Source organism: Burkholderia sp. E168m22, assembly GCF_001319805.1.
In the GTDB taxonomy this organism is placed as follows: Bacteria; Pseudomonadota; Gammaproteobacteria; order Burkholderiales; family Burkholderiaceae; genus Burkholderia; species Burkholderia orbicola.
On record NZ_BBSK01000147.1, the window covers coordinates 100,120 to 124,365 of the forward strand.

Genomic DNA, 24,246 nt, shown 5'->3' on the forward strand with positions numbered 1-24,246 from the left:
GCGTCTTCAATTTGCGGCCCGAAACGTATGCGCGCGGCGTTTGCACGGGGCGCTTCGGCATTTTCTGCTGCGCGCCCGGCGGGCCGGGGCGCGCAGCAGGTCAGTAGCCGCGCGTGCGGTCGACGACGCCGATCATCGGCTGGCCCGCGCGATGGCGCGCGAGGTTCGCGAGCACCGCGTCGACCGCGGTGTCGGGCCGCGTCGCGCTGGCGATGTGCGGCGTGATGCGAATGCGCGGGTGCGTCCAGAACGGATGGCCGGGCGGCAGCGGTTCGGGGTCCGTCACGTCGAGGATCGCGCTGTCGAGGCGGACGCTCGCGAGCGCCGCGAGCAGCGCCGCCGAATCCAGCTGCGGGCCGCGCCCGACCTGCACCAGCGATGCACCGGCCGGCAGCGCGTCGAACACGCGCGCGCCGAGCAGGCCGCGCGTGCTGTCGGTGAGCGGCAGCAGGCAGATCAGGATGTCGGTGCGGGCGAGGAACGCGTCGAGCGCCGCATCGCCCGCGTAGCAGTCGACGCCGTCGAGCGTGCGCGGCGTGCGGCTCCAGCCGGCGCACGGGAAACCGAAGCGCCGCAGCGTGTCGAGCACGGCCTGGCCGAGCGTGCCGAGCCCGAGCACGCCGACGCGCCGCGATGCGGCCGCGCGCACGGGATGCTCGCGCCACACCTGGTCGCGCTGCTGCGCCGCATAGTCGAACAGGTCGCGATGAATCGTCAGCACGGCCTGCGTCACGTATTCGACCATCCCTTCGACGATGCCCGGCTCGATCATCCGCACGACGGGGATGTGCGAAGGCACGCGCGACAGGTCGAACTGGTCGATGCCGGCGCCGACCGAGAACACGACCTCGAGATTCGGCAGCAGCGCGACCGGATCGTCCGGCGGCTGCCATGCGGCGAGATAGCGGACGGCTGCGGCGTCGCCGAGGTCCGGCCAGATCCGGAACGGCAGATCGGGCGCCTGTTGCGCGAAGCGCGCCGCCCACTGCGCGCCCCGCACCGGGTCGGCCTTGTAGAGAAAGCTCATCGTGCGCGCCCCCTCAACCGAGCGCCTGGTTCACGATCGCGAACGGGCGCAGCGCCGGGTCGCGGGCCGGCTGCGTGCCGCGCGCCATCGCGACGACGGTGTCGACGCGCGGCAGCCCGAGCCCCTGCAGCCAGTCGGACAGCCCGCTGTCGCCCGGCACGTCCAGCCGCACGAACATGCCCTCGTGCAGCGCGAGCCAGTGGCTGATCAGCGCCTGAGCGCGCAGCGCATCGGGCGCGACCACCGGGCCGATCACGTGGCCGCGGCCGAAGCGGCGGAACAGCGCGAAGCCGAGCAGCTCGCCGTCGCGATCGAGCGCGATGCCGTTCGCGACGTCGAGCAGCGCGTCGATCACCGCGCCGCGCTCGTAGCCGGCCGCGCGCGATGCGAGCGCGGCGAGGCGCGGCCCGTCGTTGGTGCCGAGCGGGCGCAGCCGCTCGCCGGGCGGCAGCGAGATCAGCGGCGGCTGGAACGCGGCGCCCTGGTGCTGATCGACCGTGCCGATCGCTGCGAAGCCGAACTTCGCGTAGAGCGGTTCGCCGGACGGCGTCGCATGCAAAAACACGGTCCGCTCACCGAGGCTGTCGACCACGCGGGTCATCAGCTCGCGGCCGATGCCGCAGCCCTGGCGCTCGGGCGACACGATCACCATGCCGAGGGACGCATGCGCGTCGTCGAAGCGCCAGCCGAGCGCGGTGCCGACGACGCCGGATTCATCCTCGGCGACGAAGCCGCCGCCGAGCTGGAACGCGAAGCGCCAGTCGTCGATGCGGTGCGGCCACTTGACGGCTTCCGACAGACGATGCGCAGCGGGCAGGTCCGTTTCGGTGAACGGGCGATAGGTAAGCGTGCGGGAAGGATTGAGGTCGGACACGCCGGACTCCGGATGGGTGGAAATGACAGGTCGACTCTGCCAGCGCGGGTGCGGCGCGGATAGGACGATTCGCCTGTTTTCGAGGTGCGGCGGCCGCTCGCGCACGATCGATGCAAACCCGCATGATCGGCGCGCACGAACGCGCGGATCGTGCCGGCGCGGCCGGCCAATCCGGCCACTCCTGCTGTGGGAATGCCTCTACGATGCATGCACGGCGGCGCTGCCGCCTGCCGAAGGGCCGCACCGGCAGGCGCGCCCGCCGCGGTGGCGCGGCGCTCATTGGCCGGCGCCGCGGCGCCACGCCCGATCGCACCGCAGATCGTGCTGCATGCGCCAGGCAACACGCGGCGATTCTGCGTTTTGAGCGGCGCCGAACGATGCGCGAACGACTTTTTGCCCTGATTCAATTTCGTTGAACCCAGCCCATCCCCGGCCCTGCCGGGGCTTCACACCGACAGGACCCGACCATGATCCAGTTTGAACCGAAGTACATCACCTTCGACTGCTACGGCACGCTGACCCATTTCCGGATGGCCGAGACGGCGCGCGAAATCTACGCGGACCGGCTGTCGCCGGCCACGATGGAGGCCTTCGTGCGCGCGTTCGCCGCCTATCGGCTCGACGAGGTGCTCGGCGCGTGGAAGCCGTACCGCGACGTCGTCGTCAACTCGGTCCGCCGCACCTGTGCGCGACTCGGCGTGACGTTCGACGAAGCCGAGGCCGAGCTTTTCTATCATGCGGTGCCGACCTGGGGCCCGCATCCGGACGTGCCGGCCGGGCTGTCGCGGCTGGCGTCGAAGTACAAGCTCGTGATCCTGTCGAACGCGATGGACGAGCAGATCATGAGCAACGTCGACAAGCTCGGCGCGCCGTTCCATGCGGTGTTCACCGCGCAGCAGGCGCAATCGTACAAGCCGCGGATGCAGGGCTTCGAATACATGTTCGACAAGCTCGGCTGCAAGCCCGAGGACGTGCTGCACGTATCGTCGAGCCTGCGCTACGACCTGATGACGGCCGAGGATCTGGGGATCAAGCACAAGGCGTTCGTGAACCGCGGCCACGAGCCGGGCACGCCGTTCTACAACTATTACGAAGTGTCGGACATCGGCCAGCTCGCGACGCAGCTGGGGCTGTAAGCCGGTTCGTCGATCGCCATGACGTGACGGGACGCGGCCGCGAGGCCGCCGGGGCCCGTCGCGTCGCGTCCCGGCGCGCGTTCGATCAGCGCACGGAGCGAGGGTAATTACCGATATTGAATCGTTCAAGGCCGGGCTGCCCAGGCCGATATATGTACCGAACGGTTAATATTGCGAGGCCCCCGCATGAAGTTGTCCACCAAACTGCTGATGCTCGTCGTCGCGGCGCTGCTCGGTATCGTCCTGCTCGCCGCGTTGTCGCTGCACACGCTGCGCGACGCGCTGATCGACAGCCGCCGCGAAGAGATCGTCATTCTGCTGACCAAGGCCGAGCACCTGGTCGATTCGTATCGCGCGATGCAGACGAGCGGCACGCTCACGCAGGAGCAGGCGCAGCAGCAGGCCAAGGCCGCGCTGGCGGCGCTCAACGCGAATTCGAAGAGCTACTTCTGGGTCACGACGTCCGACGGCGTCAACCTCGTCCATCCGAACGCGAAGTTCATCGGCACGCGCGCGAAGGGCAACCGCACGACCAGCGGCATGACCGACAGCGAGGCGTACCGCGCGGGCATGGCGCAGGCGCATTTCGCGCTCGTCGACGTGCTGATCAAGCGCAGCCCCGACGCGGACCTCGAGCCGAAGCTGCAGGGCGTGGTCGCGATTCCGGACTGGGACTGGTGGATCGGCACGGGATTCTTCTACGATGACATCAATGCGGCGTTTACCCGGCTCGCGACGGTGCTGGGCGTCGTCACGCTCGTCATTGCCGCGGCGCTCGCGGCGATTGCATGGGGTGTGCTGCGCAGCGTCAGGCGCACGCTGGGCGGCGAGCCCGCGCAGGCGGCGCAGATCGCGGCCCGCATCGCCGCCGGCGAACTGGACGTGCAGTTCGATACGGCGCATGCCGCGCCCGGCAGCCTGCTCGTCGCGCTGGGCGACATGAAGGCGCGGCTGACCGACACCATCGCCGAAATCCAGACCACGACCCACTCGATCGCCACCGGCACCGGCGAGATCGCGCAAGGCAACCTGGATCTGTCGCAGCGCACGGAGCAGCAGGCCGCGTCGCTGCAGGAGACGGCCGCCAGCATGGAGCAGATGACGTCCACGGTCAAACAGAACGCCGACAACGCACGCCAGGCGAATGCGCTCGTGACCCAGGCGAAGGATGCGACCGAACTGGGCGGCGCCGCCGTGCAGGCGGTCGTCGAAACGATGCGGCAGATCTCGGATGGATCGGTGCGGATCGCCGACATTACCGTCGTCATCGAAAGCATCGCATTCCAGACCAACATCCTGGCGCTCAACGCCGCGGTGGAAGCCGCGCGGGCCGGCGAGGAGGGGCGCGGGTTCGCCGTCGTCGCATCGGAAGTCCGCTCGCTCGCGCAACGCAGCGCCGCGGCCGCGAAGGACATCAAGGGATTGATCGACGCGTCGGTCGAGCGGGCCGGCAGCGGCAGCCGGCTCGTCGAGACGGCCGGTGAGCGCATGACGGAGATCGTCCGGTCGATCGACCGGGTGGCCGACATCATGGGCGAGATTTCGGCGGCATCGGTCGAGCAAAGCACCGGTATCGAACAGATCGGGCTGGCGGTCGCGCAAATGGACGAAGTCACCCAGCAGAACGCCGCGCTCGTCGAGCAGGCGGCCGCCGCCGCATCGTCGCTGGACGAGCAGGCGGCGCGCCTGCGGGCCGCCGTGTCGGTATTCCGGCTCGCTGCGTGACGGCTTCGTGCCGCTCGCTGGCAGCCGGCGCATCATTCAACCTCCTTCACGCCGAGCCGGCGCACGCCCGGCGTGCGCGCCGGGATGCCGGTGACGGACGCGTCGCCGCACGGGGTCACCACGGTTCCTGACGGCTGCACGGCTCGCGTGCGCCCGCTCCCCGGGCAGTCCCGTCCTCTTCCCGCCTTATCGCCAAGCCGCTCCTATCGAGCGGCATTCTTCTGAACTTTCATCCGCGGCGTGCCGTCGCCGACGCCCGTGCATGCGGCGATCTGCCGCAGCGCGCCGCGCGTTTCAGCCGTCGTCGGCATGCAAGCCCCCATTCGATACAAACGTGCGGTTTGCGCGAGCCAAACGCGCGCCGGATGCCGAACGGGCAATTTTGTCGACGCAATCTGCGGCGGCTGCGGCCTTACGATTTCCTGCATCGACACGGGTTCGGCAGCCGCCGCGACACACCGCCGGGCACACGGCGACACGGATGCGCATGCAGCAATTCATGCTGCGCGGGCGGCTCAAAACGGTCGATTCGTATCGTGCGGGCCGCCCGAATCGCGACAAACCGCATTTTGGCGATGCTTAAATGAATTGCATGTGTACGACGTCGCGTCCGCCACCAGCAAGCGGACGCAGCGGGATTGAACAACCACGCTGGACCCTTGGACCCACTTTCCACAGTCAGGAGCAGTTCGGATGAGCGACGATATCGACAACGGCGGCAAGGGCGGCTTCACGCGCCGCGACATGATGAAGGTCATGGCGGCGGGCGGCATGATGGCCGCCGGCGCCGGCGGACTGCTGATGACCCCCGACTCCGCCTTCGCCGCGCCCGCGCCGAAGCGCGGCGGCAAGATCAGGGTCGCGAACGAAGCCGGCTCGACGGCCGATACGCTCGACCCGGCCAAGGGTTCGACGGGCGCGGACTATACCCGCTTCTTCATGTTCTACAGCGGCCTCACGCAGCTCGATGCGAGCCTGACGCCGCAGATGAACCTCGCCGAGTCGCTGCAGACGACCGATGCGAAGACCTGGATCATCAAGCTGCGCAAGGGCGTCACGTTCCACGACGGCAAGCCGGTCGGCCCGGCCGACGTGGTGTATTCGCTGATGCGCCACAAGAACCCGGCCACCGCATCGAAGGTCAAGCCGCTCGCCGAACAGTTCGCGGAGGCGAAGGCGACCGGCCCCGACGAAGTCACGTTGACGCTCGCCAGCGCGAACGCGGACCTGCCGGTGATCCTCGCGACGCCGCAGCTCGTGATCGTCAAGGACGGCACGACCGACTTCAGCACCGGCATCGGCTGCGGCCCGTACAAGCTCAAGTCGTTCAAGCCGGGCGTGTCGACCGTCGGCGTGCGCAACGACAGCTACTTCAAGCCGGGCAAGCCGTATCTCGACGAGATCGAGCTGATCGGCATCAGCGACAGCGCCGCGCGCCTGAACGCGCTGCTGTCGGGCGACGTGCACCTGATCAACGCGATCGATCCGCGCTCGACGCAGCGGGTCTCGTCGACGCCCGGCTACGCGCTGAAGGAAACCAAGTCGGGCCTCTACACCGACCTGATCATGCGCAGCGACAACCCGATCGTCGCGAACCCCGATTTCGTCGAAGGGATGAAGTACCTGTTCGATCGCGAACAGCTTCGCACGGCGGTGTTCCGCGGCTACTCGGTGATCGGCAACGACCAGCCGATTCCGCCGGGGCATCGTTACTTCAACGCGTCGCTGCCGCAGCGTGCGCACGATCCGGACAAGGCGAAGTTCCTGCTCCAGAAGGCCGGGGCGCTCGGCGCCACGCTGCCGCCGATCTATGCGACGTCCGACGCGAACGGGTCGATCGAAATGGCCGTGCTGCTGCAGCAGGCCGGCCAGAAGATCGGGCTGAACCTGCAGGTCAACCGCGCGTCGCCCGACGGCTACTGGTCGAACCACTGGATGAAGCACCCGCTCACGTTCGGCAACATCAACCCGCGCTCGAGCGCCGACGTGCTGTTCACGCAGTTCTTCAAGTCGGATGCACCGTGGAACGAATCGGGCTGGAAGAACGCGAAGTTCGACCAGCTGCTGCTCGCCGCGCGCTCGGAAACCGATGACGCGAAGCGCAAGCAGATGTACGGCGACATGCAGGTGATCGTGTCGCAGCAGGGCCGGGTCGGCATTCCGGCGTTCATCAGCTTCCTCGACGGGTACGACAAGCGGCTCGCGGGCCTCGGTTCGATCCCGACCGGCGGGATGATGGGCTTCATGTTCGCCGAGAACGTGTGGTGGAACGCATGACGTTGTGGTTGGCCGCCGCCGCGCGGCCGGTGCGGACCCCCGCGCCGGCCACGCGCGGTTTTTTCGGGAGTGTCGCTCCATGAACCGAATTCTCATCGGGCTGATCGGCCGGCGCATCGCGGTCACCGCGCTGACGCTGCTGATCGTGTCCGCGATCATCTTCACGATCACGAACCTGCTGCCGGGCGACGCCGCGCAGGCCGCGCTCGGCCAGTCCGCGACGCCGGAGACGGTCGCCGCGCTGCGCCAGCAGTTCGGTCTCGACATGCCGGCGCACGTGCGCTACCTGCACTGGCTCGCCGGGCTGCTGCACGGCGACTTCGGCCGGTCGTTTTCCGGCGACATGCCGGTGTCGGAGCTGATCGGCGGGCGCCTGCCGAAGTCGCTCGCGCTGGCGGCGATCACGACCGCCGTGTCGGTGCCGATCGCGCTGCTGCTCGGCATCCTCGCGGCGGTCAAGCGCGAGTCGGTGGTCGACCGCGTGATCAGCCTCGGCACGCTGTCGCTCGTCGCGACGCCGGAATTCCTGATCGCGACGGTCGCCGTGCTCGTGTTCGCGGTGAAGCTGCACTGGCTGTCCGCGCTGTCGTACAGCGGCCCGATCGAAAGCCTGCACGATTTCCTGCGTGCGTATGCGATGCCGGTGCTGACGCTGTGCGCGGTCGTGATCGCGCAGATGGCGCGGATGACGCGCGCCGCGGTGATCGAGCAATTGAGCGCGTCGTACGTCGAGATGGCCACGTTGAAGGGCGCGAGCCCCGCGCGCGTCGTGCTACGCCATGCGTTGCCCAACGCGATCGGCCCGATCGCCAACGCGATCGCGCTGAGCCTGTCGTATCTGCTCGGCGGCGTGATCGTCGTCGAGACGATCTTCAACTATCCGGGCCTCGCGAGCCTGATGGTCGATGCCGTCAGCAATCGCGATTTCCCGTTGGTCCAGGCGTGCACGCTGATCTTCTGCGTCGCTTACCTGACGCTCGTGCTGTTCGCCGACCTGTGCTCGATCGTGTCGAACCCGCGACTGCGCACCTGAGTGTTTCGTCTTTCTTCCGAGATGCCGCCCATGCAACCGATCGAACCCGTACAACGCAGCAGCGCGCTGCCGCCCTCCGGCGACCCGCCCCTGGGGCGGGGCAGCATGCCGCCTGCCGCCCCGGCCCCCGACCAGCCGCGCAAGCGCCGCGGCGCGCGCATCGCGTTGACGACCGGCGGCCGCGTCGGCCTGTCGATGGTCGGCCTGATGCTGTTCGTCGCGGTGTTCGCACCGCTGATCGCGCCGCATGACGTCGGCGCGATCGTCACGCCGGACGTGTTCGCGCCGTTCAGCGCGAAGCTGCCGTTCGGCTCCGACTTCCTGGGCCGCGACATGCTGAGCCGAATCCTGTACGGCGCGCGGCTGACCGTGCTGCTCGCGCTGGCCGCGGTGCTGCTCGCCGCGGTGACCGGCACGACGCTCGGGCTGCTCGCGACCGTGTCGGGCCGCGCGGTCGACGAGACGATGAGCCGGCTGCTCGATGCGCTCACGTCGATTCCGTCGAAGATGTTCGCGCTGATGCTCGTCGCCGCGTTCGGCTCGTCGCTGCCGCTGCTGGTGCTCACCGCCGCGATCAGCTACATGCCCGGCTCGTACCGGATCGCGCGCGCGCTGGCGGTCAACATCAGCACGCTCGAATTCGTGCAGGTGGCCAGGGCGCGCGGCGAAAGCGCGCTGTACATCGCGTGCGTCGAGATGCTGCCGAACATGATCCACCCAATGCTGGCGGATACCGGGCTGCGCTTCACGTTCGTCGTGCTGCTGCTGAGCGGCCTGAGCTTTCTCGGGCTCGGCGTGCAGCCGCCGTATGCGGACCTCGGTTCGCTCGTGCGCGAGAACATCGCGAGCCTCGGCGACGGCTCGGCCGTCGCGATCATTCCCGCGGTCGCGATCGCGATCCTGACGGTGGGCGTCAACCTGATGATCGACGGCCTGCCGCATCGCGGCCGCCGCAAGGGCGCGGCCGGCGCCGCCGGAGGACACTGATGCGACACGAATCGAACCCGCTCGTCGAGGTGCGCGGGCTGCGCGTGGTCGGCGGCCGGCCGGGCGGCGAGGAAACGACGATCGTCCACGGCGTCGACTTCGACATCGGGCGCGGCGAGGTGCTCGCGCTGATCGGCGAATCGGGCTCCGGCAAGACGACGATCGCGTTGTCGCTGATGGGCCATGCGCGTACCGGATGCCGGATCGCCGGCGGCTCGGTGAAGCTCGACGGCACCGACGTGTGCACGCTTTCGGCTGCGGCGCTGACCGCGCTGCGCGGCCGCAAGGTCGCGTATATCGCGCAGAGCGCCGCCGCCGCGTTCAACCCGTCGCGCACGATTCTCGACCAGGTGATCGAGGCCGCGCTGATCCACAAGACGATGACGAAGCGCGACGCGCAGGCGAAGGCGATCGAGCTGTTTCGCGCGCTCGCGCTGCCGGAGCCGGAGACGATCGGCAAGCGCTATCCGCACCAGGTATCGGGCGGTCAACTGCAGCGGCTGATGGCCGCGATGGCGCTGATCACCGATCCGGAGCTGGTGATTCTCGACGAGCCGACCACCGCGCTCGACGTGACCACGCAGATCGACGTGCTGCAGGCGTTCAAGAGCGTGATCCAGCGCTACGGGATGAGTGCGGTGTACGTGTCGCACGACCTGGCCGTGGTCGCGCAGATGGCCGACCGGATCGTCGTGCTGAGCGACGGCGTGATCCGCGAGGCGGGCGCGACCGAACAGATCCTGCATGCGCCGGCGCACCCGTACACGCAGAGCCTGATCGCGGCGGTCACGCCGAACGATGCCGAACGCGACACGCAAGCGCAGGCACGCGAGCCGGCCGCGCCGGCGCCGCTGCTCGACGTGCGCGGCGCGATCGCCGGCTACGGCGGCCGCGCCGCGAACGGCTGGCCCGCGAAAGTGATCCTGCATGAAGTCGACCTGCGCATCGGGCGCGGGCAGACGGTCGGCGTGATCGGCGAATCGGGCTCCGGCAAGACGACGCTCGCGAAGGTGATCGCGGGCCTCGTGCCGGCGACCGGCGGCGCGATCCTGCTCGACGGCGAGCCGCTCGCGCGCGATATCGGCAAACGGACGAAGGAGCAGCATCGCCGCGTGCAGATCGTGTTCCAGAACGCCGATACCGCGCTCAACCCGGTGCATACCGTCGAGCGCACGCTCGCGCGGCCGCTGGCGTTCTATCACGGGATCAAGGGCGCGCGTGCACGCCAGCGCGTCGCGGAACTGCTCGAGCTCGTGCGGCTGCCGCCGGCGGTGGCGTCGCGGCGTACCGGCGAACTGTCGGGCGGGCAGAAGCAGCGCGTGAACCTCGCGCGCGCGCTCGCGGCCGAGCCCGACCTGATCCTGTGCGACGAGGTCACGTCGGCGCTCGACACCGTCGTCGGCGCCGCGATCATCGAGCTGCTGCGCGACCTGCAGGCGAAGCTCGGCGTGTCGTACGTGTTCATCACGCACGACATCGCGAAGGTGCGCGCGATCAGCGACGACATCGTCGTGCTGTATGCGGGCCGCCGCGTGGAGACGGGCAGTCGCGACGCGCTGTGCGCGCCGCCTTATCACCCGTATTCGCACTTGCTGGTGTCGTCCGCGCCGGAACTGCGCGCGGGCTGGCTCGACGATGCGGCCGAGCGTTGCCACCGGCCGCTGGTGCCGATCGGCGAGCGCGAGCACGAGGACGAGCTGTGTCCGTTCCTGTCGCGCTGCGCGATGCGGGTGGACGGCGTGTGCAACCGGACGGCCCCGTCGCTGCGCACGCTCGGCAACGGCGCGCAGGTGCTGTGCCATCGCAGCGAGGAGGATCTCGCGAGTTTCCAGGCGGAGCCGGTGCCGGCCGGCGTCACGCCGGTGCAACCGTAGTGCGTGGCGCGCGAACCGTTCATCGCGCGGTGCGGTGAACGGGCCGCCGCATAGTCTGCTGCGGCGGTCGCGCAAAACGGCGATTTGTACGCGTGCCGCGCGCGAATACGCGGCAACTGCGGTTTTTGACGGTGATTAAATGATTCTCATTGAACGGTCGCCGATCGTCGTTGCAGGCATGCAAAAGAAGGATCCGATGAAACTGGAATCGTACTGGCTGGATACCCGCCCCGCGTTTCGCGACGGCAGCGTTGGGCCCGTCGAGGGGCGGGCCGATGTGGTCGTGATCGGTGGCGGTTTCACCGGCTTGTCGGCGGCGCTCGCGCTCGCGCAGCGCGGCGTCTCGGTGGTCGTGCTCGAAGCCGCGCAAGTCGCCGGCGAAGCGTCCGGCCGCAACGGCGGCCAGTGCAATACGGGCGTCGCGCAGGACTACGCGTCGCTGGCCGCGCGCATCGGCGCCGAGCCCGCGAAGCAGTTCTATCGCGCCTACGAAAGCGCGGTGAAGAGCGTCGAGACGATCGTGACCGAACAGGCGATCGATTGCGATTTCCGGCGGGCGGGCAAGCTGAAGCTCGCCGCGAAACCGCAGCATTTCGCGGGGCTCGAAAAGACCTTCGACGCGTTGCGGCGCGACGTCGATCCCGATATCGAACTGATCGAGCCGTCGCGAATCCGCGATGAAATCGCGTCCGACGGTTTCTACGGCGGGCTCCTGCAGCGCAACGGCGCGCAGATGCACATGGGCAAGTTCGGCGTCGGCCTCGCGCAAGCGGCCGTGCGGGCCGGCGCACGTGTGTACGAGCACGCGGCCGTCACGCAGCTCGACCGGCTCGACGGCGAGCGCCACCGAATTACCTGCGCCCGCGGCACGATCGTCGCCGACCGCGTGCTGGTCGCGACCGGTGCGTCGCAGCACGGGCCGTTCGCGTGGTTCCGGCGACGCATCGCGCCGGTCGGCAGCTTCATCGTCGTGACCGAGCCGCTGCCCGACGCGCAGTTGAACCGGCTGTTTCCGCATCGCCGTGCGTACGTGACGTCGCGCCAGATCGGCAACTACTTCCGCGTGACGCCCGACAACCGGCTGCTGTTCGGCGGACGCGCGCGTTTCGCGATGTCGAGCCCGCGCTCCGATGCGAAGAGCGGCGACATCCTGCGCGCCGGCATGGCCGGCTATTTCCCCGAGCTGGCCAACGTGCGCCTCGACTACTGCTGGGGCGGGCTGGTCGACATCACCGCCGACCGGCTGCCGCGCGCGGGCCAGCACGACGGACTCTATTACTCGATGGGCTACAGCGGCCACGGCGTGCAGATGTCGGTGCACATGGGCCGCGTGATGGCCGACGTGCTGTATGGCGCGGCCGCGTCGAACCCGTGGCGCGAGCTCGAATGGCCGGCGATACCGGGCCATTTCGGACACGCGTGGTTCCTGCCGCTCGTCGGCGCGTATTACCGGATGCAGGATTTCCTGCATTGAAGCGAGCGCGGGGAGAACTCGATATGACAGTGCAATTCGTTGGTTCGCCGCGTGTCGCGCGGCCCGTCTCGCCGGCGATCGGCGACGTGCTGCGCACGATCGACGCGTCGTTCGCGCAGCCGCTGAACCTCGACACGCTCGCGGCGGTGGCCGGCTTGAGCGTGTCGCGTTTCACCGCGCGCTTTCGCAGCGAAACCGGGCTGTCGCCGCACCGGTATCTGTGTCTCGTGCGGATACGGCGGGCGCAGGACCTGTTGCGCGCCGGTCTCGCGCCGTCGGTCGTCGCGACCGACGTCGGCTTCTTCGATCAGAGCCATCTGTGCCGGCATTTCCGGCGCGTGCTCGGCATCACGCCGCGCGATTACGTGGTTGCCCGAACCGGCGGCGCACCGGTACGAACACCGTCGACGCGCCTGCGCACCGAACGCCGCGAAGCGTCGTGCCACGCGGCGTAAGCGCACGCATGGACGACATGCCCCGCTGACGATTTTCCGGCCGGAGAGCCGGCGAACGACGATTTCCGATATCGCGTGACGGCGTTGAACCAGGCCGCCACGCACTGCACAGGAGCAGAAATGACCGCAGTTTTCGTGTTGCACCGGGCCGACGGCGCACCTTCTTCCACCGCATTCCGCAAGCAGGCGTTCGGCGCGAGCGATCCGTTCGCGTCGCATCGCGAGATCGCGTGGGAAGGCCCCGACGCGATGGCCGCGGGGCGTATCCGCTTCGCCGGCGAGCTGGACGTGTCGAGCTTTCCGCACATCGAAACTCTCGTCGTCGTCGAAGGCGAGCTGACGCTCGAAGCGGCCGGGGCCGCACCGCTGGTGGTCGGCCCGGGGCAAGGCGCCGTGATCGGTTGCGGCACCGCGCTGCGCATCGCGGCGCCATCGCCCGTGCTGCTGACGTTCTGCTCGGCAGCGTGCGCGACCCCGACGAAACAAGGCGTCTTTGCGCTGTACGCCGACGCGGATTTCAAGCCGTCCGCCACGCTGCCGGCCGAGGTGCTGCTCGGCCCCGCGCCGCAATGCCGCAGCGACAACGTGTTCACCGACGACGCAGCCGGATACTGCGCGGGCACGTGGGATTCGACGCCGTATCACCGGATCGTCCGGCCGCATCGCGCCAACGAGTTCATGTTCCTGCTGGACGGCGGCGTCCGCTTCGCGGCGCCCGACGGCAGCGTGCAGTCGGTCGGTGCCGGCGATGCGCTGTTCGTGCCGCGCGGCGCGTCGATCGGGTGGGAAAGCAGCGAACGCGTGGCGAAGTTCTACGTGATGCAGAACGTCAAACCTTCCACCGAACGAGACTGAGCATGTCCCCTCCGCTGCGTCATATCGAAACCTTGTCCACGCCGCCGGCCGCGGCCGACGTCGTCGTGATCGGCGGCGGCATCATCGGCGTCTTCACCGCCTACTATCTGGCCCGGCGCGGGCTGTCGGTCGCGCTCGTCGAGAAGGGGCGCATCGGCGCCGAACAGTCGAGCCGCAACTGGGGCTGGTGCCGGCAGCAGAACCGCGATGCGCGCGAGTTGCCGATGGCGAGCAAGAGCATTGATCTGTGGGAACGATTCGCCGCCGAATCCGGAGAAGACACGGGCTTTCATCGCTGCGGGCTGCTGTATCTCAGCAATGACGAAGCCGAGCTGTCCCGCTGGGCCAGCTGGGGCGAATTCGCGAAGACCGCGGGCGTGACCACGTACATGCTCGACAGCAAGCAGGCCGCCGAGCGCGGACGGGCGACCGGGCGGCAGTGGAAGGGCGGCGTCTTTTCGCCGACCGACGGTACGGCCGACCCCGGCAAGGCCGCGCCGGCCGTGGCCGCCGCGCTGATCAAGCTGGGCGGCAGCGTCCACCAGCACTGCGCGGCGCGCGGTATCGAGCTCGAAGGCGGCCGTGTCGCTGGCGTCGTCACGGAGGCCGGCGTCATCAAGACCCGGACGGCCGTGATGGCCGGCGGCGCATGGGCGTCGTCGTTCTGCCGCCAGCTCGGCATCCGCTTTCCGCAGGCGTCGATCCGTCAGTCGATCCTGAGCGTATCGCCCGTCGACACGCCGCTGCCGGGTGCGATGTACACGTCCGGCGTGTCCATCACGCGCCGCTGCGACGGACGCTATGCATTGGCGATCAGCGGCCGCGCGCGCGTGGACCCGACGCCGCAGTTCCTGCGCTTCGCGCCGCAATTCGTGCCGATGTTCGCGAAGCGCTGGCGCAACCTGCTGCCGGGCGGCCTCGAAGGCGTACGCGGCGGTCATGAAACGTTGAAGCGCTGGCGCCTCGATGCGCCGACGCCGATGGAAGCGGTGCGCATTCTCGATCCGAAGCCCGACATGTCGACGGTCGCCGAAACGTACCGCCGCGCGTCCGAACTGTTGCCTGAGCTGCGCGAGGCGACGATCACGCACGCATGGGCCGGCTTCGTCGACAGCACGCCGGACGGCGTGCCGGGCATTGGCGAAGTGCCGGGCGTGCCGGGGCTGATCCTCGCGGCGGGCTTCTCGGGGCACGGCTTCGGGATCGGCCCGGGCGCCGGGCACCTGATCGCCGATCTCGCGTCCGGTGCGGAGCCGTTCGTGGACCCGACGCCGTACCGGCCCGGCCGGTTCAGCGAGTCCGCCTGGGGCAAGGTCGCGGATTTCTAGCCGGGCGGCTGCGACGCGCTCCGGCCGCTGCCTCGGCCCATCGTGGCTTTCGCCGTGCGTCGGCGCACGGTATCGACTCAAGGACCCCTTGCAATGAATTCCCCTGTTGTTCACCTGATGCAAGCCGGAAGGCTCGATCGCTTCTTCATCGACGGCGAGTGGGTGCTGCCCGAAGGCGGCGAGCGGTTTGCCGTCATCAGCCCGTCCACCGAGGACACGCTGTGCGAGATCCCGCTCGGCAGCGCGCGCGACGCCGACCGCGCGGTGCAGGCCGCGCGCAATGCGTTCGACCGCTGGTCCGCGACGTCGCCGCAGGAACGCGCGGCGCTGCTCGACCGCATCCATGCGTTGATCCTGGAACGTGCCGAGCTGTTCGCCACGGCGCTCGCGCTGGAGATGGGCGCGCCGATCGGCTATGCACGCGGCGCGCACGTGCCGCTCGCGGCCGAACACATTCGCGTTGCACGCGACAACCTCGCGAGCTACCCGTTCGTCGAGCGGCGCGGGACGACCGCGATCGCCCGCGAGCCGATCGGCGTATGCGCGCTGATCACGCCGTGGAATTGGCCGATCTATCAGATCACCGCGAAGGTCGGGCCGGCGCTCGCGGCAGGCTGCACGGTGGTGCTGAAGCCGAGCGAGCTGTCGCCGCTCAGCGCGTTGCTGTTCGCGGAAGTAGTCGCCGACGCGGGCGTGCCCGGCGGCGTATTCAACCTCGTGAGCGGCAGCGGCGAAACGGTGGGGGCCGCGCTGTCGTCGCATCCGGAAGTCGACATGGTGTCGATCACCGGCTCGACGCGCGCCGGCGTGCTCGTCGCGCAGGCGGCGGCGACGACCGTCAAGCGCGTCGCGCAGGAGCTGGGCGGCAAGTCGCCTAACGTCGTGTTGCCGGATGCGGACCTGTCGCGGGCGATCCCGCCGGGCGTGGCCGCCGCGTTCCGCAACATGGGGCAATCGTGCAGCGCGCCGACCCGCATGATCGTGCCGCGCGCCGTGCTCGGTGCGGTCGAGGAACTGGCCGTCGCGGCGATGCAAACGCTCGTCGTCGGCGATCCGTTCGGCGAGGCCACCACGCACGGGCCGCTCGCCAATCGCGCGCAGTTCGGGCGGGTCGCGCAGATGATCGACGTGGGCATCGACGAACGCGCGAAGCTGATCGCCGGCGGCCCCGGCCGGCCGGCGGGCCTCGACAAAGGCTTCTATGCGCGGCCGACGATCTTCTCCGACGTGCGCACCGACATGGCGATCGCGCAGCAGGAGATCTTCGGCCCGGTGCTCGCGATCCTGCCTTACGACACCGTGGAAGAAGCGATCGCGATCGCGAACGACACGGTATACGGGCTCGGCGCGCACGTGCAGGGCACCGACATGGCGCGCGTGCGGGCGGTGGCCGCGCGTATCCAGGCCGGGCAGGTGCATCTGAACTACCCGGCATGGGACCCTCAGGCGCCGTTCGGTGGATACAAGCAGTCGGGCAACGGCCGCGAGTACGGGATCGAAGGAATGGCGGAGTATATGGAGGTCAAGTCTGTCCTGGGCTTTTATGATTGAGGCGGCTGCCGCGCGCGATGCGGCAGTCGTGATTTGAACCGGTTGGCTTTGCAAGGGTGCCGAGATTGGAAAACGCCATCATCCCCGACACGTCGTTGAACGCGCACCGTGCGCACTGGGCGAAGCTGCGCCGCGACCTGCATGCGCATCCCGAGTTGCGATTCGAGGAACACCGGACGGCCGACGTCGTCGCCCGCGAGCTCGAAGCGCTCGGTTACGCGGTGTCGCGCGGGCTGGGTGGCACGGGCGTGGTCGCGAGCCTGCCCGGCGCCGATCCGGGCCGCGGCATCGTGTTGCGCGCCGACCTGGACGCGTTGCCGATCCACGAAGCCAACGACTTCGCGCATGCGTCGTGCTCGCACGGGATCATGCATGCGTGCGGCCACGACGGCCATACCGTGATGTTGCTCGGCGCCGCGCGCGTGCTGAAGGAATTGCCGCAGTTGCCCGGCACCGTCCATTTCGTGTTTCAGCCGGGCGAAGAGGGCGGCGCGGGCGCGCGCAGGATGATCGACGACGGGCTGTTCGAGCAATTCCCGACGGAAGCGGTATTCGGCATGCACAACTGGCCCGGGTTGCCGGCCGGGCATTTCGGGTTGCGCACCGGCGCGATCATGGCCGCGGGCTCGCGCTTCAGGATCACGGTGACGGGCAAGGGTGCGCACGCGGCGCAGCCACATCTGGGCATCGATCCGGTGCCGCTCGCGTGCTCGATGGTGCTGCAGTGTCAGACCATCGCCGCGCGGCACAAGGACCCCGTCGACCCCGCGGTCATTTCCGTGTGCATGTTTCATGCGGGCACGACGGACAACGTGATTTCCGACACCGCCGAGCTGCGCGGCACGATCCGCACGCTGTCGTCGGCCTTGCAGCAGAAGCTGCAGCGCGACGTTCGGCTCGCGTGCGAAGGGCTCGCGGGGGCCTATGGGGCGCAGGTCGACGTGGAGTTTTTCCAGTACTACCCGGCGACGGTCAACACGCCGGCCGAGACGGCGCTGTGCGAAGCGGTGATTCGCGATACGTTCGGCGACGAGCGCCTGTCTCCCGACGTGCCGCCGAACATGACGTCCGAGGACTTCGGCTTCATGCTGGAGGAGCGGCCGGGCGCGTACGTGCTGATCGGCAATGCGCAGGATGGCGCGGCCTCACCGGCGCTGCATCACCCGAAATACGACTTCAACGACGACATCATTCCGGCCGGCGTCCGGTATTGGGTCGCGTTGGCGCAGCATTACTTCACGCGATCGGCGTGATGCTTCGGAGCGGCGTGGAAACCGGCTGATGTCTGGTTGATCGGGCGTCAGGTCCGGGAACGGCGTGCTTCCTGATCGTCGGGCATTCATGCCAGCCGGGGAGCGCCGTGCAATTTTTAGCCGCTTCGATGTGGTCACTGCGCATTTTTCTGACGTGCCGTGTCGCACGAAAACACCATTTAGACGGACTGCTTGATGACCCAGGAACATGAAGTGAAGGAGCGCGGCGCGACGTCCGCGCTTCACTACCGCAGATTCACCGCAGAGGACGTCCCCGCTGCCCATGCGCTTTCCATGGCGCTGCGCTGGCCGTTCCGGGCGGAAGACTGGCAGTTTTCCGCCGACACGTCGATCGCGTTCGCGGCCGAGGAAAACGGCGTGGTCATCGGCACGGCGATGTGCTGGAAGTACGGTGCGGATCGCGCGGCGATCGGGCACGTGATCGTCTCCGACGCGCATCAGGGGCGGGGAATCGGCCGCAAACTGATGGAGACGCTCCTCGATGAGCTGGGGCCGCGCATCACGTTTCTGCATGCGACGCCGGCCGGTCGGCCGCTCTACGAGAAACTGGGATTCAACGTGTGCGGATCGTTGAGCCAGTATCAGGGGAACGTGGATCGGCCCGCCGCGGTAGCCGTGCCCGATGGCGAGCGGCTGCGCGCCGGATCGCCGGCCGACTGGCCGCGTCTCGTCGAACTCGACGCGCGTGCGTCCGGCCTTGAGCGCGAAGCGCTGTTGTCCGCGTTGCAGGCGCGGGGAGAAAGCGTCGTGCTCGAACGCGACGGCGAGGTCGTCGGGTTTTCGGTGCTGCGGCGCTTCGGCCGCGGTTACGTGGTCGGCCCGGTGGTTGCGCCGCGTTCGGGCGACGATGCGCATGCGAAGGCGCTGATCGGCTATTGGCTGACGAAACGGGACGGCGAATTCGTGCGGATCGATGTGCCTGACGGGAGCAGTTTGCCGGCGTGGCTGAGCGAACAGGGACTGAAGCAGGTGGATACCTGTTCGAAGATGGTTCGCAATGCGCCGGCCGCGGCACACGAGGGCGCGGCCGACCCGGTAGTCGGGCTGTACGGGCTGGTCAGTCAGGCGATGTTGTAGCGGGCCCGACCTGGTGTCCGGCTCCCGCCCGATCCGGACGCCAGGGGCGCGGCCGCGTGACCGCTGTCGCCGGCAACAGTATGGCGGTCGCGGCGAACCGGCCGCGCACGCCGCCGGTTCAACCGCTCGGCGACTCCCTGCACTGCCGCGCGGCGCATGAGTGCGTCGCATCCCGCTCAACGCACGAGCGTCGCCACGAAGTCACGATACGTCCGCAGCGGGCGGCCGAGGATCGCGGTCAGCCGCTCGACGTCGCCGGCCTCCGGCACCATCCCGTCGCTGACGAAGCGTTCGGCCATCAGCCGCATTTCGTACGCCATCCATTTCGGCATGAATGTCGCGAAATTGTCTTCGAACGGCGTCGGATCGTCGCCGCCATAGGCAACCGGGCGGCCGAGCGTGTCCGACCAGATCGACGCCAGTTGCGGGCCGGTCAGCGTGTCGGGCCCGACGAGATTGAGGGTCTCGACCGGCAGCTTGCCGGGCGCATCGTGGCGGCGGATCAACTCGAGCGCCGCGACTTCCGCGATGTCGCGCGCGTCGATCATCGCGATGCCCTTGCCGCCGATCGGCATCGGGTACACGCCGTGCCCGACGATCACGTCCTTGACCGTCGCATCGTTGTCCATGAAATACGCGGGCCGCAGGATCGTCGCGCTGAAGCCCATCTGCTCGATCATCCGCTCCGCGCCGAATTTCACCGCGAAGTGCGGCACGTTCACGAAGCGGTCGGCGTGCAGGACCGACAGATAGACGACGCGCTCGATACCCGCTTCGCGGGCCAGGTTCAGCACGATCAGCGCCTGCGTGAATTCGTCGCCCGCCACGCCGTTGAGCAGGAACAGCGTGCGCACGCCGGAGAAGGCCGCCCGCAGCGCGTCGACGTCGAGCATGTCGCCCTGCGCGACGGTCACGGCCGCCGGAAAATCGGCCTTGGCCGGATCGCGCACCAGCACGCGCACGTCGGCGCCGCGATCGACGAGTTGACGGACGAGCTGGCGGCCGATACGGCCGGTGGCGCCGGTAACGAGAATGGTCATGATGTTCACTCCTGAGGTAATGGTCGGGTTGACTGCCTACCTAAGTTAAGTGATCCACACACGATCCGGAAGATGTGATAAATAGACATGTCGTCTCACTGGTGGAACGCATGGACCTGCTCGCTCTCGCCGATTTCAATCTCGTCGCCCGCCATGGCAGCTTCGGGGAAGCCGCGCGGGTCGCGGCTCGCCCGAAGGCGACGCTGTCGCGCCGCGTCGCGGAACTGGAGAACAGTCTGTCGCTGCGCCTGTTCGAGCGCGGATCGCGCGGCGTGAAGCTCACGCAGGAAGGGCGCGCGCTCTACGAGCGCACGGGCGCGCTGCTCGCGGAACTGGCCGACAGCGCGTCGGCGATTGCAGCGGGGAGCGAGCGGCCGCGCGGCCGGCTGCGTATCAGCGCGCCGATGCTGTTTTCCCAGTTCGCGATGGGGAGGCTGGTGGCGACGTTCGCGCTGAGATACCCGGACGTCCGGCTGGAGGTGACGACGGAAGACCGGCCGGTCGACATGATCGAGGAAGGGTACGACCTCGTGATCCGCGTGAACCCGGACCCCGACGAGAGCCTGATCGGGCGCGTGATCCTGCGCGACCGGCTGGTCGTCGTCGCGAAGCCGGGGCTGGCGCGGCCCGGCGGCGACGTGCCCACGCCGGCACCGGCCGTGGTGCGCGGCGCGAACGATACGCGCACTGCATGGGAAGTCACCGGCCCGGCCGGCACGGCGCGCATCCCGGTCGAACCGGTGGCGCGGCTGTCGTCGCTGAGCATGGTGCGCGATACGGTCCGCCTCGGCCTGGGCGCCGCGTGCCTCCCGATCTCGCTCGTGAGCCGCGATCTGGCTGCCGGCACGCTCGTCAGTTGGGGCGACGTACCGGGGTCCGATATCGCCCTGTGGGCGCTGTATCCGTCCAGGCGATTATTGAGCGCACGCGTGTCCGCGTTTCTCGATCACCTGAAGGACGCGTTTCCGTCAGGCGAGCCGGAAGAACTGGCCGCGTATATCGAACCCGGGCAGTGAAACGGCCACGGCGGCGCGCATCGCGATGTCCCGAGCGGGCGGCCGTCGCGATCGGCAAGGGCGCATGCCACGCCACCCGTCCCGATCGAACCGCGGCTTTCACACCGCGTCCGGCTGCGCGCAACACACGCGGTTCCTGCCTTCGCGCTTCGCGCGGTAGAGCGCCATGTCCGCCTGGTGCGACAGCGCGAGCATGGACGCGTGCCGCGCGCGCCGACCGGTCGCACAGCCGATGCTGACGGTGAAAGGCGGCACGGTTTCCGCAAACCCGACGAGCCGGTTGCCTTCGACTTCCCGGCGAATCGCTTCGGCGACCTGCGCGGCGCCGTTTTCGTCCGTATCCGGCAACACCGCGACGAATTCCTCGCCGCCGTAGCGCGCAGCGAGGTCGCCGCGCCGCCGCGTATGCGCGCGGATGCATTCGGCGAGAAAACGCAGCGCGGTGTCGCCCTGCGCGTGCCCGTGCTGGTCGTTGTACTGCTTGAAGTGATCGGCGTCGATGAACAGCACCGACAGGCTGCCGCCGCTGCCGCGCTGCAGCCGCTCCCATTCGTCGGCCAGTGCGGTATCGAGCGCGCGACGATTGCGCAATCCGGTCAACGGATCGGTACGCGTGAGATCGGTGAGCAGCGTCTGCTTGCGGAAGTTGTCGCGCAACGCGAAGGCCAGCAGCCAGACCACCGCGCAGAACGACGCGCCGATCACGGACGCCGACACGCCGACCGTCCACGACAGGCGCCGAATGCCGGCCAGCACGTCGTTTTCGGCCGGCGCGACGACCGCGATCAGCGGGGTGCCCGGTATCCGCTGGTAGGTGTACAGCCGCACGATGCCGTCGATGCTCGAACGCGCGGGATAGAAGCCCGATTCGCTGTTCACCATCCGCTGGAAGGATTTCGAGCGGCGCAGGAGGTTCATCTGGCCGTCGTTCAACGACGGGTTTCTCGCGAGGATCGTGCCGTCCGCGCGCACGATCGCGCTGACGCCGTTCGGCCCGACATCGAGGCGGGACAGCAACTGCTCGAAGTAAGCGAGATCGACGGCGACGACCGCGATCCCGTCGAACGTATGATCCGGCCGCTCGATGCGCCGCGACAGCGCGATGGATTCCTTGCCGCCGCGCGAGCGCGCGCGATAGGGCTGGGAGACGTAGAGCCCGACGTTGTCCGCATCGCGATGGACCTTGAAGTAGTCGCGATCGGCGAAGTCCCAGCGATGGGTCGTGCTGCAGCACCCGTCAATGAGGCGGCCGCGCCGGTCGGTCACGCCCATGCCGGTCATGTATTGCGCCGCGGTGCGCTCGAACAGCAGGTCGTGCCGCAACCCGACGTCCATCCGCTGTACCGCCGGCTTGCCGAGATCGGCGGCCAACGCGACCAGCGCGTTGTTCGACGTTTCGACCGTCCTCGCGATCTGACTCGCCAGGACGGCCGCGACGTTGCGCGACGTCTCATGCGCGTGCTCGATGACTTCGCTGCGCGCGACCCACAGCGTCACCGCGCTGATCCCGAGTGCCGCCAGCGACATCAGCGTGCCCAACGCGCCGACGACGAACGGGTGGCGTCCGGCCCAGTCGGCGATTTTCTCGATCGAAGTGAATGCGGGCATGCTCGCGCTCGTTTTGAGATGCCGGCTGCATTTGCGCCGGCGCGGGTCCAGTCAGGGTTAACGGCACGGTTAACAAAAAATCGAGGCCGACATGACCGCTCATCGACCGCCCGTCGACGGCATCGGCCCGGCGCGGCGACGCAAACGTGTGCGGCCATGCCGCGATACGGCCCGCTCACCGTCCGGACCCGCGCGGGTCGCTTTCGATTGATAACCAGCCTGCATCAATCGTTCCGAAAATCGCACTTATCGTTTGATCGATACCGCGCCAACATGCCGGAAAACGACAATCGATCAGCCCCTCCCGCGTATTCCAGGATTTTCAGGAGACACCCAGATGCACCCCTCGTCCAGCCTTCCGGCCGAACGCTCGAAGGCCGCCGCGATCTTTCGCGTCACGGCCGGCAACTTTCTCGAGCAGTTCGACTTCTTCCTGTTCGGCTTCTACGCCACGCAGATCGCCAACGTCTTCTTCCCCGCGCAAAGCGAATTCGCATCGTTGATGATGACCTTCGCCGTGTTCGGCGCCGGCTTCCTGATGCGGCCGCTCGGCGCGATCGTGCTGGGCGCGTACATCGACGAGGTCGGCCGCCGCAAGGGCCTGATCGTCACGCTGTCCATCATGGCGAGCGGCACCATCCTGATCGCGTTCGTGCCGGGCTACGCGACGATCGGGCTGCTGGCGCCCGTGCTCGTGCTGATCGGCCGGCTGCTGCAGGGCTTCTCCGCGGGCGCCGAGCTGGGCGGCGTGTCGGTCTATCTCGCCGAGCTGGCAACGCCGGGCCGCAAGGGCTTCTTCACGAGCTGGCAATCGGCGAGCCAGCAGGTGGCGATCGTCATCGCGGCGGCCCTCGGCTTCGCGCTCAATCAGTGGCTGAGCGCCTCGCAGATCGCGGCGTGGGGATGGCGCGTGCCGTTCTTCGTCGGCTGCATGATCGTGCCGTTCATCTTCATGCTGCGCCGCAATCTGGAGGAAACCCAGGAGTTCAAGGCGCGCAAGCATCGTCCGGGCATGAAGGAGGTGTTCGGCACGCTGGTCCAGAACTGGGGCGTCGTGGTCGCCGGCATGATGCTGGTCGCGATGACCACCACGAGCTTCTACCTGATCACCGTCTACGCGCCGACCTTCGGCAAGACGGTGCTGCATCTGAGCACCGCCGACAGCCTGCTCGTCACGCTCTGCGTCGGCGTGTCGAACTTCGTGTGGTTGCCGATCGGCGGGGCGCTGTCCGACCGGATCGGCCGCCGGCCGCTGCTGGTCGGCATGACGATGCTCACCGTCGTGACCGCTTACCCGGCGCTGTCGTTCCTCGCGCATGCGCCGTCGTTCGTCAACATGCTGCTCGTGCTGCTCTGGCTGTCGTTCATGTACGGCATGTACAACGGCGCGATGGTCGTCGCGCTCACCGAAGTGATGCCGGTGCAGGTGCGCGTCGCGGGCTTCTCGCTCGCCTACAGCCTCGCGACGGCCGTGTTCGGCGGCTTCACGCCGGCCATCTCGACCGGGCTCATTCACATGACGGGCGACAAGGCCGCACCGGGCTACTGGATGAGCTTCGCCGCGGTGTGCGCGCTGCTCGCGACGTTCGCGCTCTATCGTCGCCGCGCCGCGACGTTGACGCCGGCGCATTGAGG

General features: G+C 68.5%; 20 protein-coding genes. 15 read left to right on the top strand and 5 right to left on the bottom strand.

Annotated elements, in window-relative coordinates:
- Positions 1–100 precede the first annotated feature (100 nt).
- Positions 101–1,027: a glyoxylate/hydroxypyruvate reductase A gene (locus tag AP428_RS32485; protein ID WP_054928662.1), complete on the bottom strand. Its 927-nt coding sequence runs from the start codon at positions 1,025–1,027 to the stop codon at positions 101–103.
- Between the two features lie 13 nt (positions 1,028–1,040).
- On the bottom strand, positions 1,041–1,901 hold the full coding sequence (locus AP428_RS32490) for a GNAT family N-acetyltransferase (RefSeq protein ID WP_011549843.1): 861 nt from the start codon (positions 1,899–1,901) through the stop codon (positions 1,041–1,043).
- A 467-nt stretch (positions 1,902–2,368) separates the two neighbouring features.
- On the opposite strand from AP428_RS32490, the gene AP428_RS32495 reads away from it, so the two are divergent.
- Positions 2,369–3,037, top strand: a complete 669-nt coding sequence (locus AP428_RS32495; RefSeq protein ID WP_011549842.1) for a haloacid dehalogenase type II — start codon at positions 2,369–2,371, stop codon at positions 3,035–3,037.
- Between the two features lie 186 nt (positions 3,038–3,223).
- Entirely contained in the window at positions 3,224–4,762 is a 1,539-nt protein-coding gene (locus AP428_RS32500) for a methyl-accepting chemotaxis protein (protein WP_011549841.1), read from the top strand.
- Positions 4,763–4,965: 203 nt separating this feature from the next.
- Here the strand turns inward: AP428_RS32500 and AP428_RS37040 are convergent, their stop codons facing one another.
- Positions 4,966–5,190 carry a hypothetical protein gene (locus AP428_RS37040; protein WP_127479536.1) on the bottom strand — a complete coding sequence of 75 codons (225 nt, stop codon included), beginning with the start codon at positions 5,188–5,190 and terminating at the stop codon, positions 4,966–4,968.
- Positions 5,191–5,455: 265 nt separating this feature from the next.
- Here AP428_RS37040 and AP428_RS32505 point away from each other — a divergent pair, with 265 nt between their 5' ends.
- The 11 genes from AP428_RS32505 to AP428_RS32555 all read left to right on the top strand — a co-directional run bounded on the left by AP428_RS32505 (position 5,456) and on the right by AP428_RS32555 (position 18,947).
- On the top strand, positions 5,456–7,039 hold the full coding sequence (locus AP428_RS32505; RefSeq protein WP_011549839.1) for an ABC transporter substrate-binding protein: 1,584 nt from the start codon (positions 5,456–5,458) through the stop codon (positions 7,037–7,039).
- Between the two features lie 79 nt (positions 7,040–7,118).
- Positions 7,119–8,072, top strand: a complete 954-nt coding sequence (locus AP428_RS32510) for an ABC transporter permease (RefSeq protein WP_011549838.1) — start codon at positions 7,119–7,121, stop codon at positions 8,070–8,072.
- Positions 8,073–8,102: 30 nt separating this feature from the next.
- Positions 8,103–9,059, top strand: coding sequence for an ABC transporter permease (locus tag AP428_RS32515; RefSeq protein ID WP_027806332.1), 957 nt, complete (start codon positions 8,103–8,105; stop codon positions 9,057–9,059).
- Positions 9,059–10,933: an ABC transporter ATP-binding protein gene (locus tag AP428_RS32520; protein ID WP_011695039.1), complete on the top strand. Its 1,875-nt coding sequence runs from the start codon at positions 9,059–9,061 to the stop codon at positions 10,931–10,933. Before AP428_RS32515 ends, AP428_RS32520 begins: the two co-directional genes overlap by 1 nt.
- A gap of 139 nt (positions 10,934–11,072) precedes the next feature.
- Positions 11,073–12,407 carry an FAD-binding oxidoreductase gene (locus AP428_RS32525; RefSeq protein WP_011695038.1) on the top strand — a complete coding sequence of 445 codons (1,335 nt, stop codon included), beginning with the start codon at positions 11,073–11,075 and terminating at the stop codon, positions 12,405–12,407.
- A gap of 23 nt (positions 12,408–12,430) precedes the next feature.
- Positions 12,431–12,862, top strand: coding sequence for a helix-turn-helix domain-containing protein (locus AP428_RS32530; protein WP_011549834.1), 432 nt, complete (start codon positions 12,431–12,433; stop codon positions 12,860–12,862).
- 120 nt (positions 12,863–12,982) lie between these two features.
- Positions 12,983–13,717 carry a cupin domain-containing protein gene (locus AP428_RS32535; protein WP_054928663.1) on the top strand — a complete coding sequence of 245 codons (735 nt, stop codon included), beginning with the start codon at positions 12,983–12,985 and terminating at the stop codon, positions 13,715–13,717.
- A gap of 2 nt (positions 13,718–13,719) precedes the next feature.
- On the top strand, positions 13,720–15,045 hold the full coding sequence (locus AP428_RS32540) for an FAD-binding oxidoreductase (protein ID WP_011549832.1): 1,326 nt from the start codon (positions 13,720–13,722) through the stop codon (positions 15,043–15,045).
- A 93-nt stretch (positions 15,046–15,138) separates the two neighbouring features.
- Positions 15,139–16,596 carry an aldehyde dehydrogenase family protein gene (locus AP428_RS32545; protein ID WP_054928664.1) on the top strand — a complete coding sequence of 486 codons (1,458 nt, stop codon included), beginning with the start codon at positions 15,139–15,141 and terminating at the stop codon, positions 16,594–16,596.
- Between the two features lie 65 nt (positions 16,597–16,661).
- Positions 16,662–17,849: a M20 aminoacylase family protein gene (locus AP428_RS32550; protein WP_054928665.1), complete on the top strand. Its 1,188-nt coding sequence runs from the start codon at positions 16,662–16,664 to the stop codon at positions 17,847–17,849.
- 195 nt (positions 17,850–18,044) lie between these two features.
- Positions 18,045–18,947 (top strand): GNAT family N-acetyltransferase, encoded by a 903-nt coding sequence (locus tag AP428_RS32555; RefSeq protein ID WP_054928666.1) that lies wholly within the window; start codon positions 18,045–18,047, stop codon positions 18,945–18,947.
- 176 nt (positions 18,948–19,123) lie between these two features.
- Here the strand turns inward: AP428_RS32555 and AP428_RS32560 are convergent, their stop codons facing one another.
- The gene (locus AP428_RS32560; protein WP_011549828.1) at positions 19,124–19,987 is read right to left on the bottom strand and encodes an SDR family oxidoreductase; all 864 of its coding nucleotides are present in this window, start codon (positions 19,985–19,987) and stop codon (positions 19,124–19,126) included.
- 110 nt (positions 19,988–20,097) lie between these two features.
- On the opposite strand from AP428_RS32560, the gene AP428_RS32565 reads away from it, so the two are divergent.
- On the top strand, positions 20,098–21,003 hold the full coding sequence (locus AP428_RS32565) for a LysR family transcriptional regulator (protein ID WP_011549827.1): 906 nt from the start codon (positions 20,098–20,100) through the stop codon (positions 21,001–21,003).
- Between the two features lie 99 nt (positions 21,004–21,102).
- Here AP428_RS32565 and AP428_RS32570 read toward each other — a convergent pair whose 3' ends face one another.
- Positions 21,103–22,611 (bottom strand): diguanylate cyclase, encoded by a 1,509-nt coding sequence (locus AP428_RS32570; RefSeq protein WP_011549826.1) that lies wholly within the window; start codon positions 22,609–22,611, stop codon positions 21,103–21,105.
- A 337-nt stretch (positions 22,612–22,948) separates the two neighbouring features.
- On the opposite strand from AP428_RS32570, the gene AP428_RS32575 reads away from it, so the two are divergent.
- The gene (locus tag AP428_RS32575; protein ID WP_011549825.1) at positions 22,949–24,244 is read left to right on the top strand and encodes an MFS transporter; all 1,296 of its coding nucleotides are present in this window, start codon (positions 22,949–22,951) and stop codon (positions 24,242–24,244) included.
- The last annotated feature ends 2 nt before the right edge of the window (positions 24,245–24,246 follow it).

What these genes read in the sequence shown, in the direction of transcription:
- AP428_RS32530 (WP_011549834.1), top strand. Translation starts at nt 12,431, where the DNA reads ATGACAGTGCAATTCGTTGGTTCGCCGCGTGTCGCGCGGCCCGTCTCG.
- AP428_RS32525 (WP_011695038.1), top strand. Translation starts at nt 11,073, where the DNA reads ATGATTCTCATTGAACGGTCGCCGATCGTCGTTGCAGGCATGCAAAAG.
- AP428_RS32505 (WP_011549839.1), top strand. Translation starts at nt 5,456, where the DNA reads ATGAGCGACGATATCGACAACGGCGGCAAGGGCGGCTTCACGCGCCGC.
- AP428_RS32535 (WP_054928663.1), top strand. Translation starts at nt 12,983, where the DNA reads ATGACCGCAGTTTTCGTGTTGCACCGGGCCGACGGCGCACCTTCTTCC.
- AP428_RS37040 (WP_127479536.1), bottom strand. Translation starts at nt 5,190, where the DNA reads ATGCAGGAAATCGTAAGGCCGCAGCCGCCGCAGATTGCGTCGACAAAA.
- AP428_RS32500 (WP_011549841.1), top strand. Translation starts at nt 3,224, where the DNA reads ATGAAGTTGTCCACCAAACTGCTGATGCTCGTCGTCGCGGCGCTGCTC.
- AP428_RS32485 (WP_054928662.1), bottom strand. Translation starts at nt 1,027, where the DNA reads ATGAGCTTTCTCTACAAGGCCGACCCGGTGCGGGGCGCGCAGTGGGCG.
- AP428_RS32540 (WP_011549832.1), top strand. Translation starts at nt 13,720, where the DNA reads ATGTCCCCTCCGCTGCGTCATATCGAAACCTTGTCCACGCCGCCGGCC.
- AP428_RS32570 (WP_011549826.1), bottom strand. Translation starts at nt 22,611, where the DNA reads ATGCCCGCATTCACTTCGATCGAGAAAATCGCCGACTGGGCCGGACGC.
- AP428_RS32555 (WP_054928666.1), top strand. Translation starts at nt 18,045, where the DNA reads ATGACCCAGGAACATGAAGTGAAGGAGCGCGGCGCGACGTCCGCGCTT.
- AP428_RS32560 (WP_011549828.1), bottom strand. Translation starts at nt 19,987, where the DNA reads ATGACCATTCTCGTTACCGGCGCCACCGGCCGTATCGGCCGCCAGCTC.
- AP428_RS32565 (WP_011549827.1), top strand. Translation starts at nt 20,098, where the DNA reads ATGGACCTGCTCGCTCTCGCCGATTTCAATCTCGTCGCCCGCCATGGC.
- AP428_RS32545 (WP_054928664.1), top strand. Translation starts at nt 15,139, where the DNA reads ATGAATTCCCCTGTTGTTCACCTGATGCAAGCCGGAAGGCTCGATCGC.
- AP428_RS32575 (WP_011549825.1), top strand. Translation starts at nt 22,949, where the DNA reads ATGCACCCCTCGTCCAGCCTTCCGGCCGAACGCTCGAAGGCCGCCGCG.
- AP428_RS32495 (WP_011549842.1), top strand. Translation starts at nt 2,369, where the DNA reads ATGATCCAGTTTGAACCGAAGTACATCACCTTCGACTGCTACGGCACG.
- AP428_RS32520 (WP_011695039.1), top strand. Translation starts at nt 9,059, where the DNA reads ATGCGACACGAATCGAACCCGCTCGTCGAGGTGCGCGGGCTGCGCGTG.
- AP428_RS32510 (WP_011549838.1), top strand. Translation starts at nt 7,119, where the DNA reads ATGAACCGAATTCTCATCGGGCTGATCGGCCGGCGCATCGCGGTCACC.
- AP428_RS32515 (WP_027806332.1), top strand. Translation starts at nt 8,103, where the DNA reads ATGCAACCGATCGAACCCGTACAACGCAGCAGCGCGCTGCCGCCCTCC.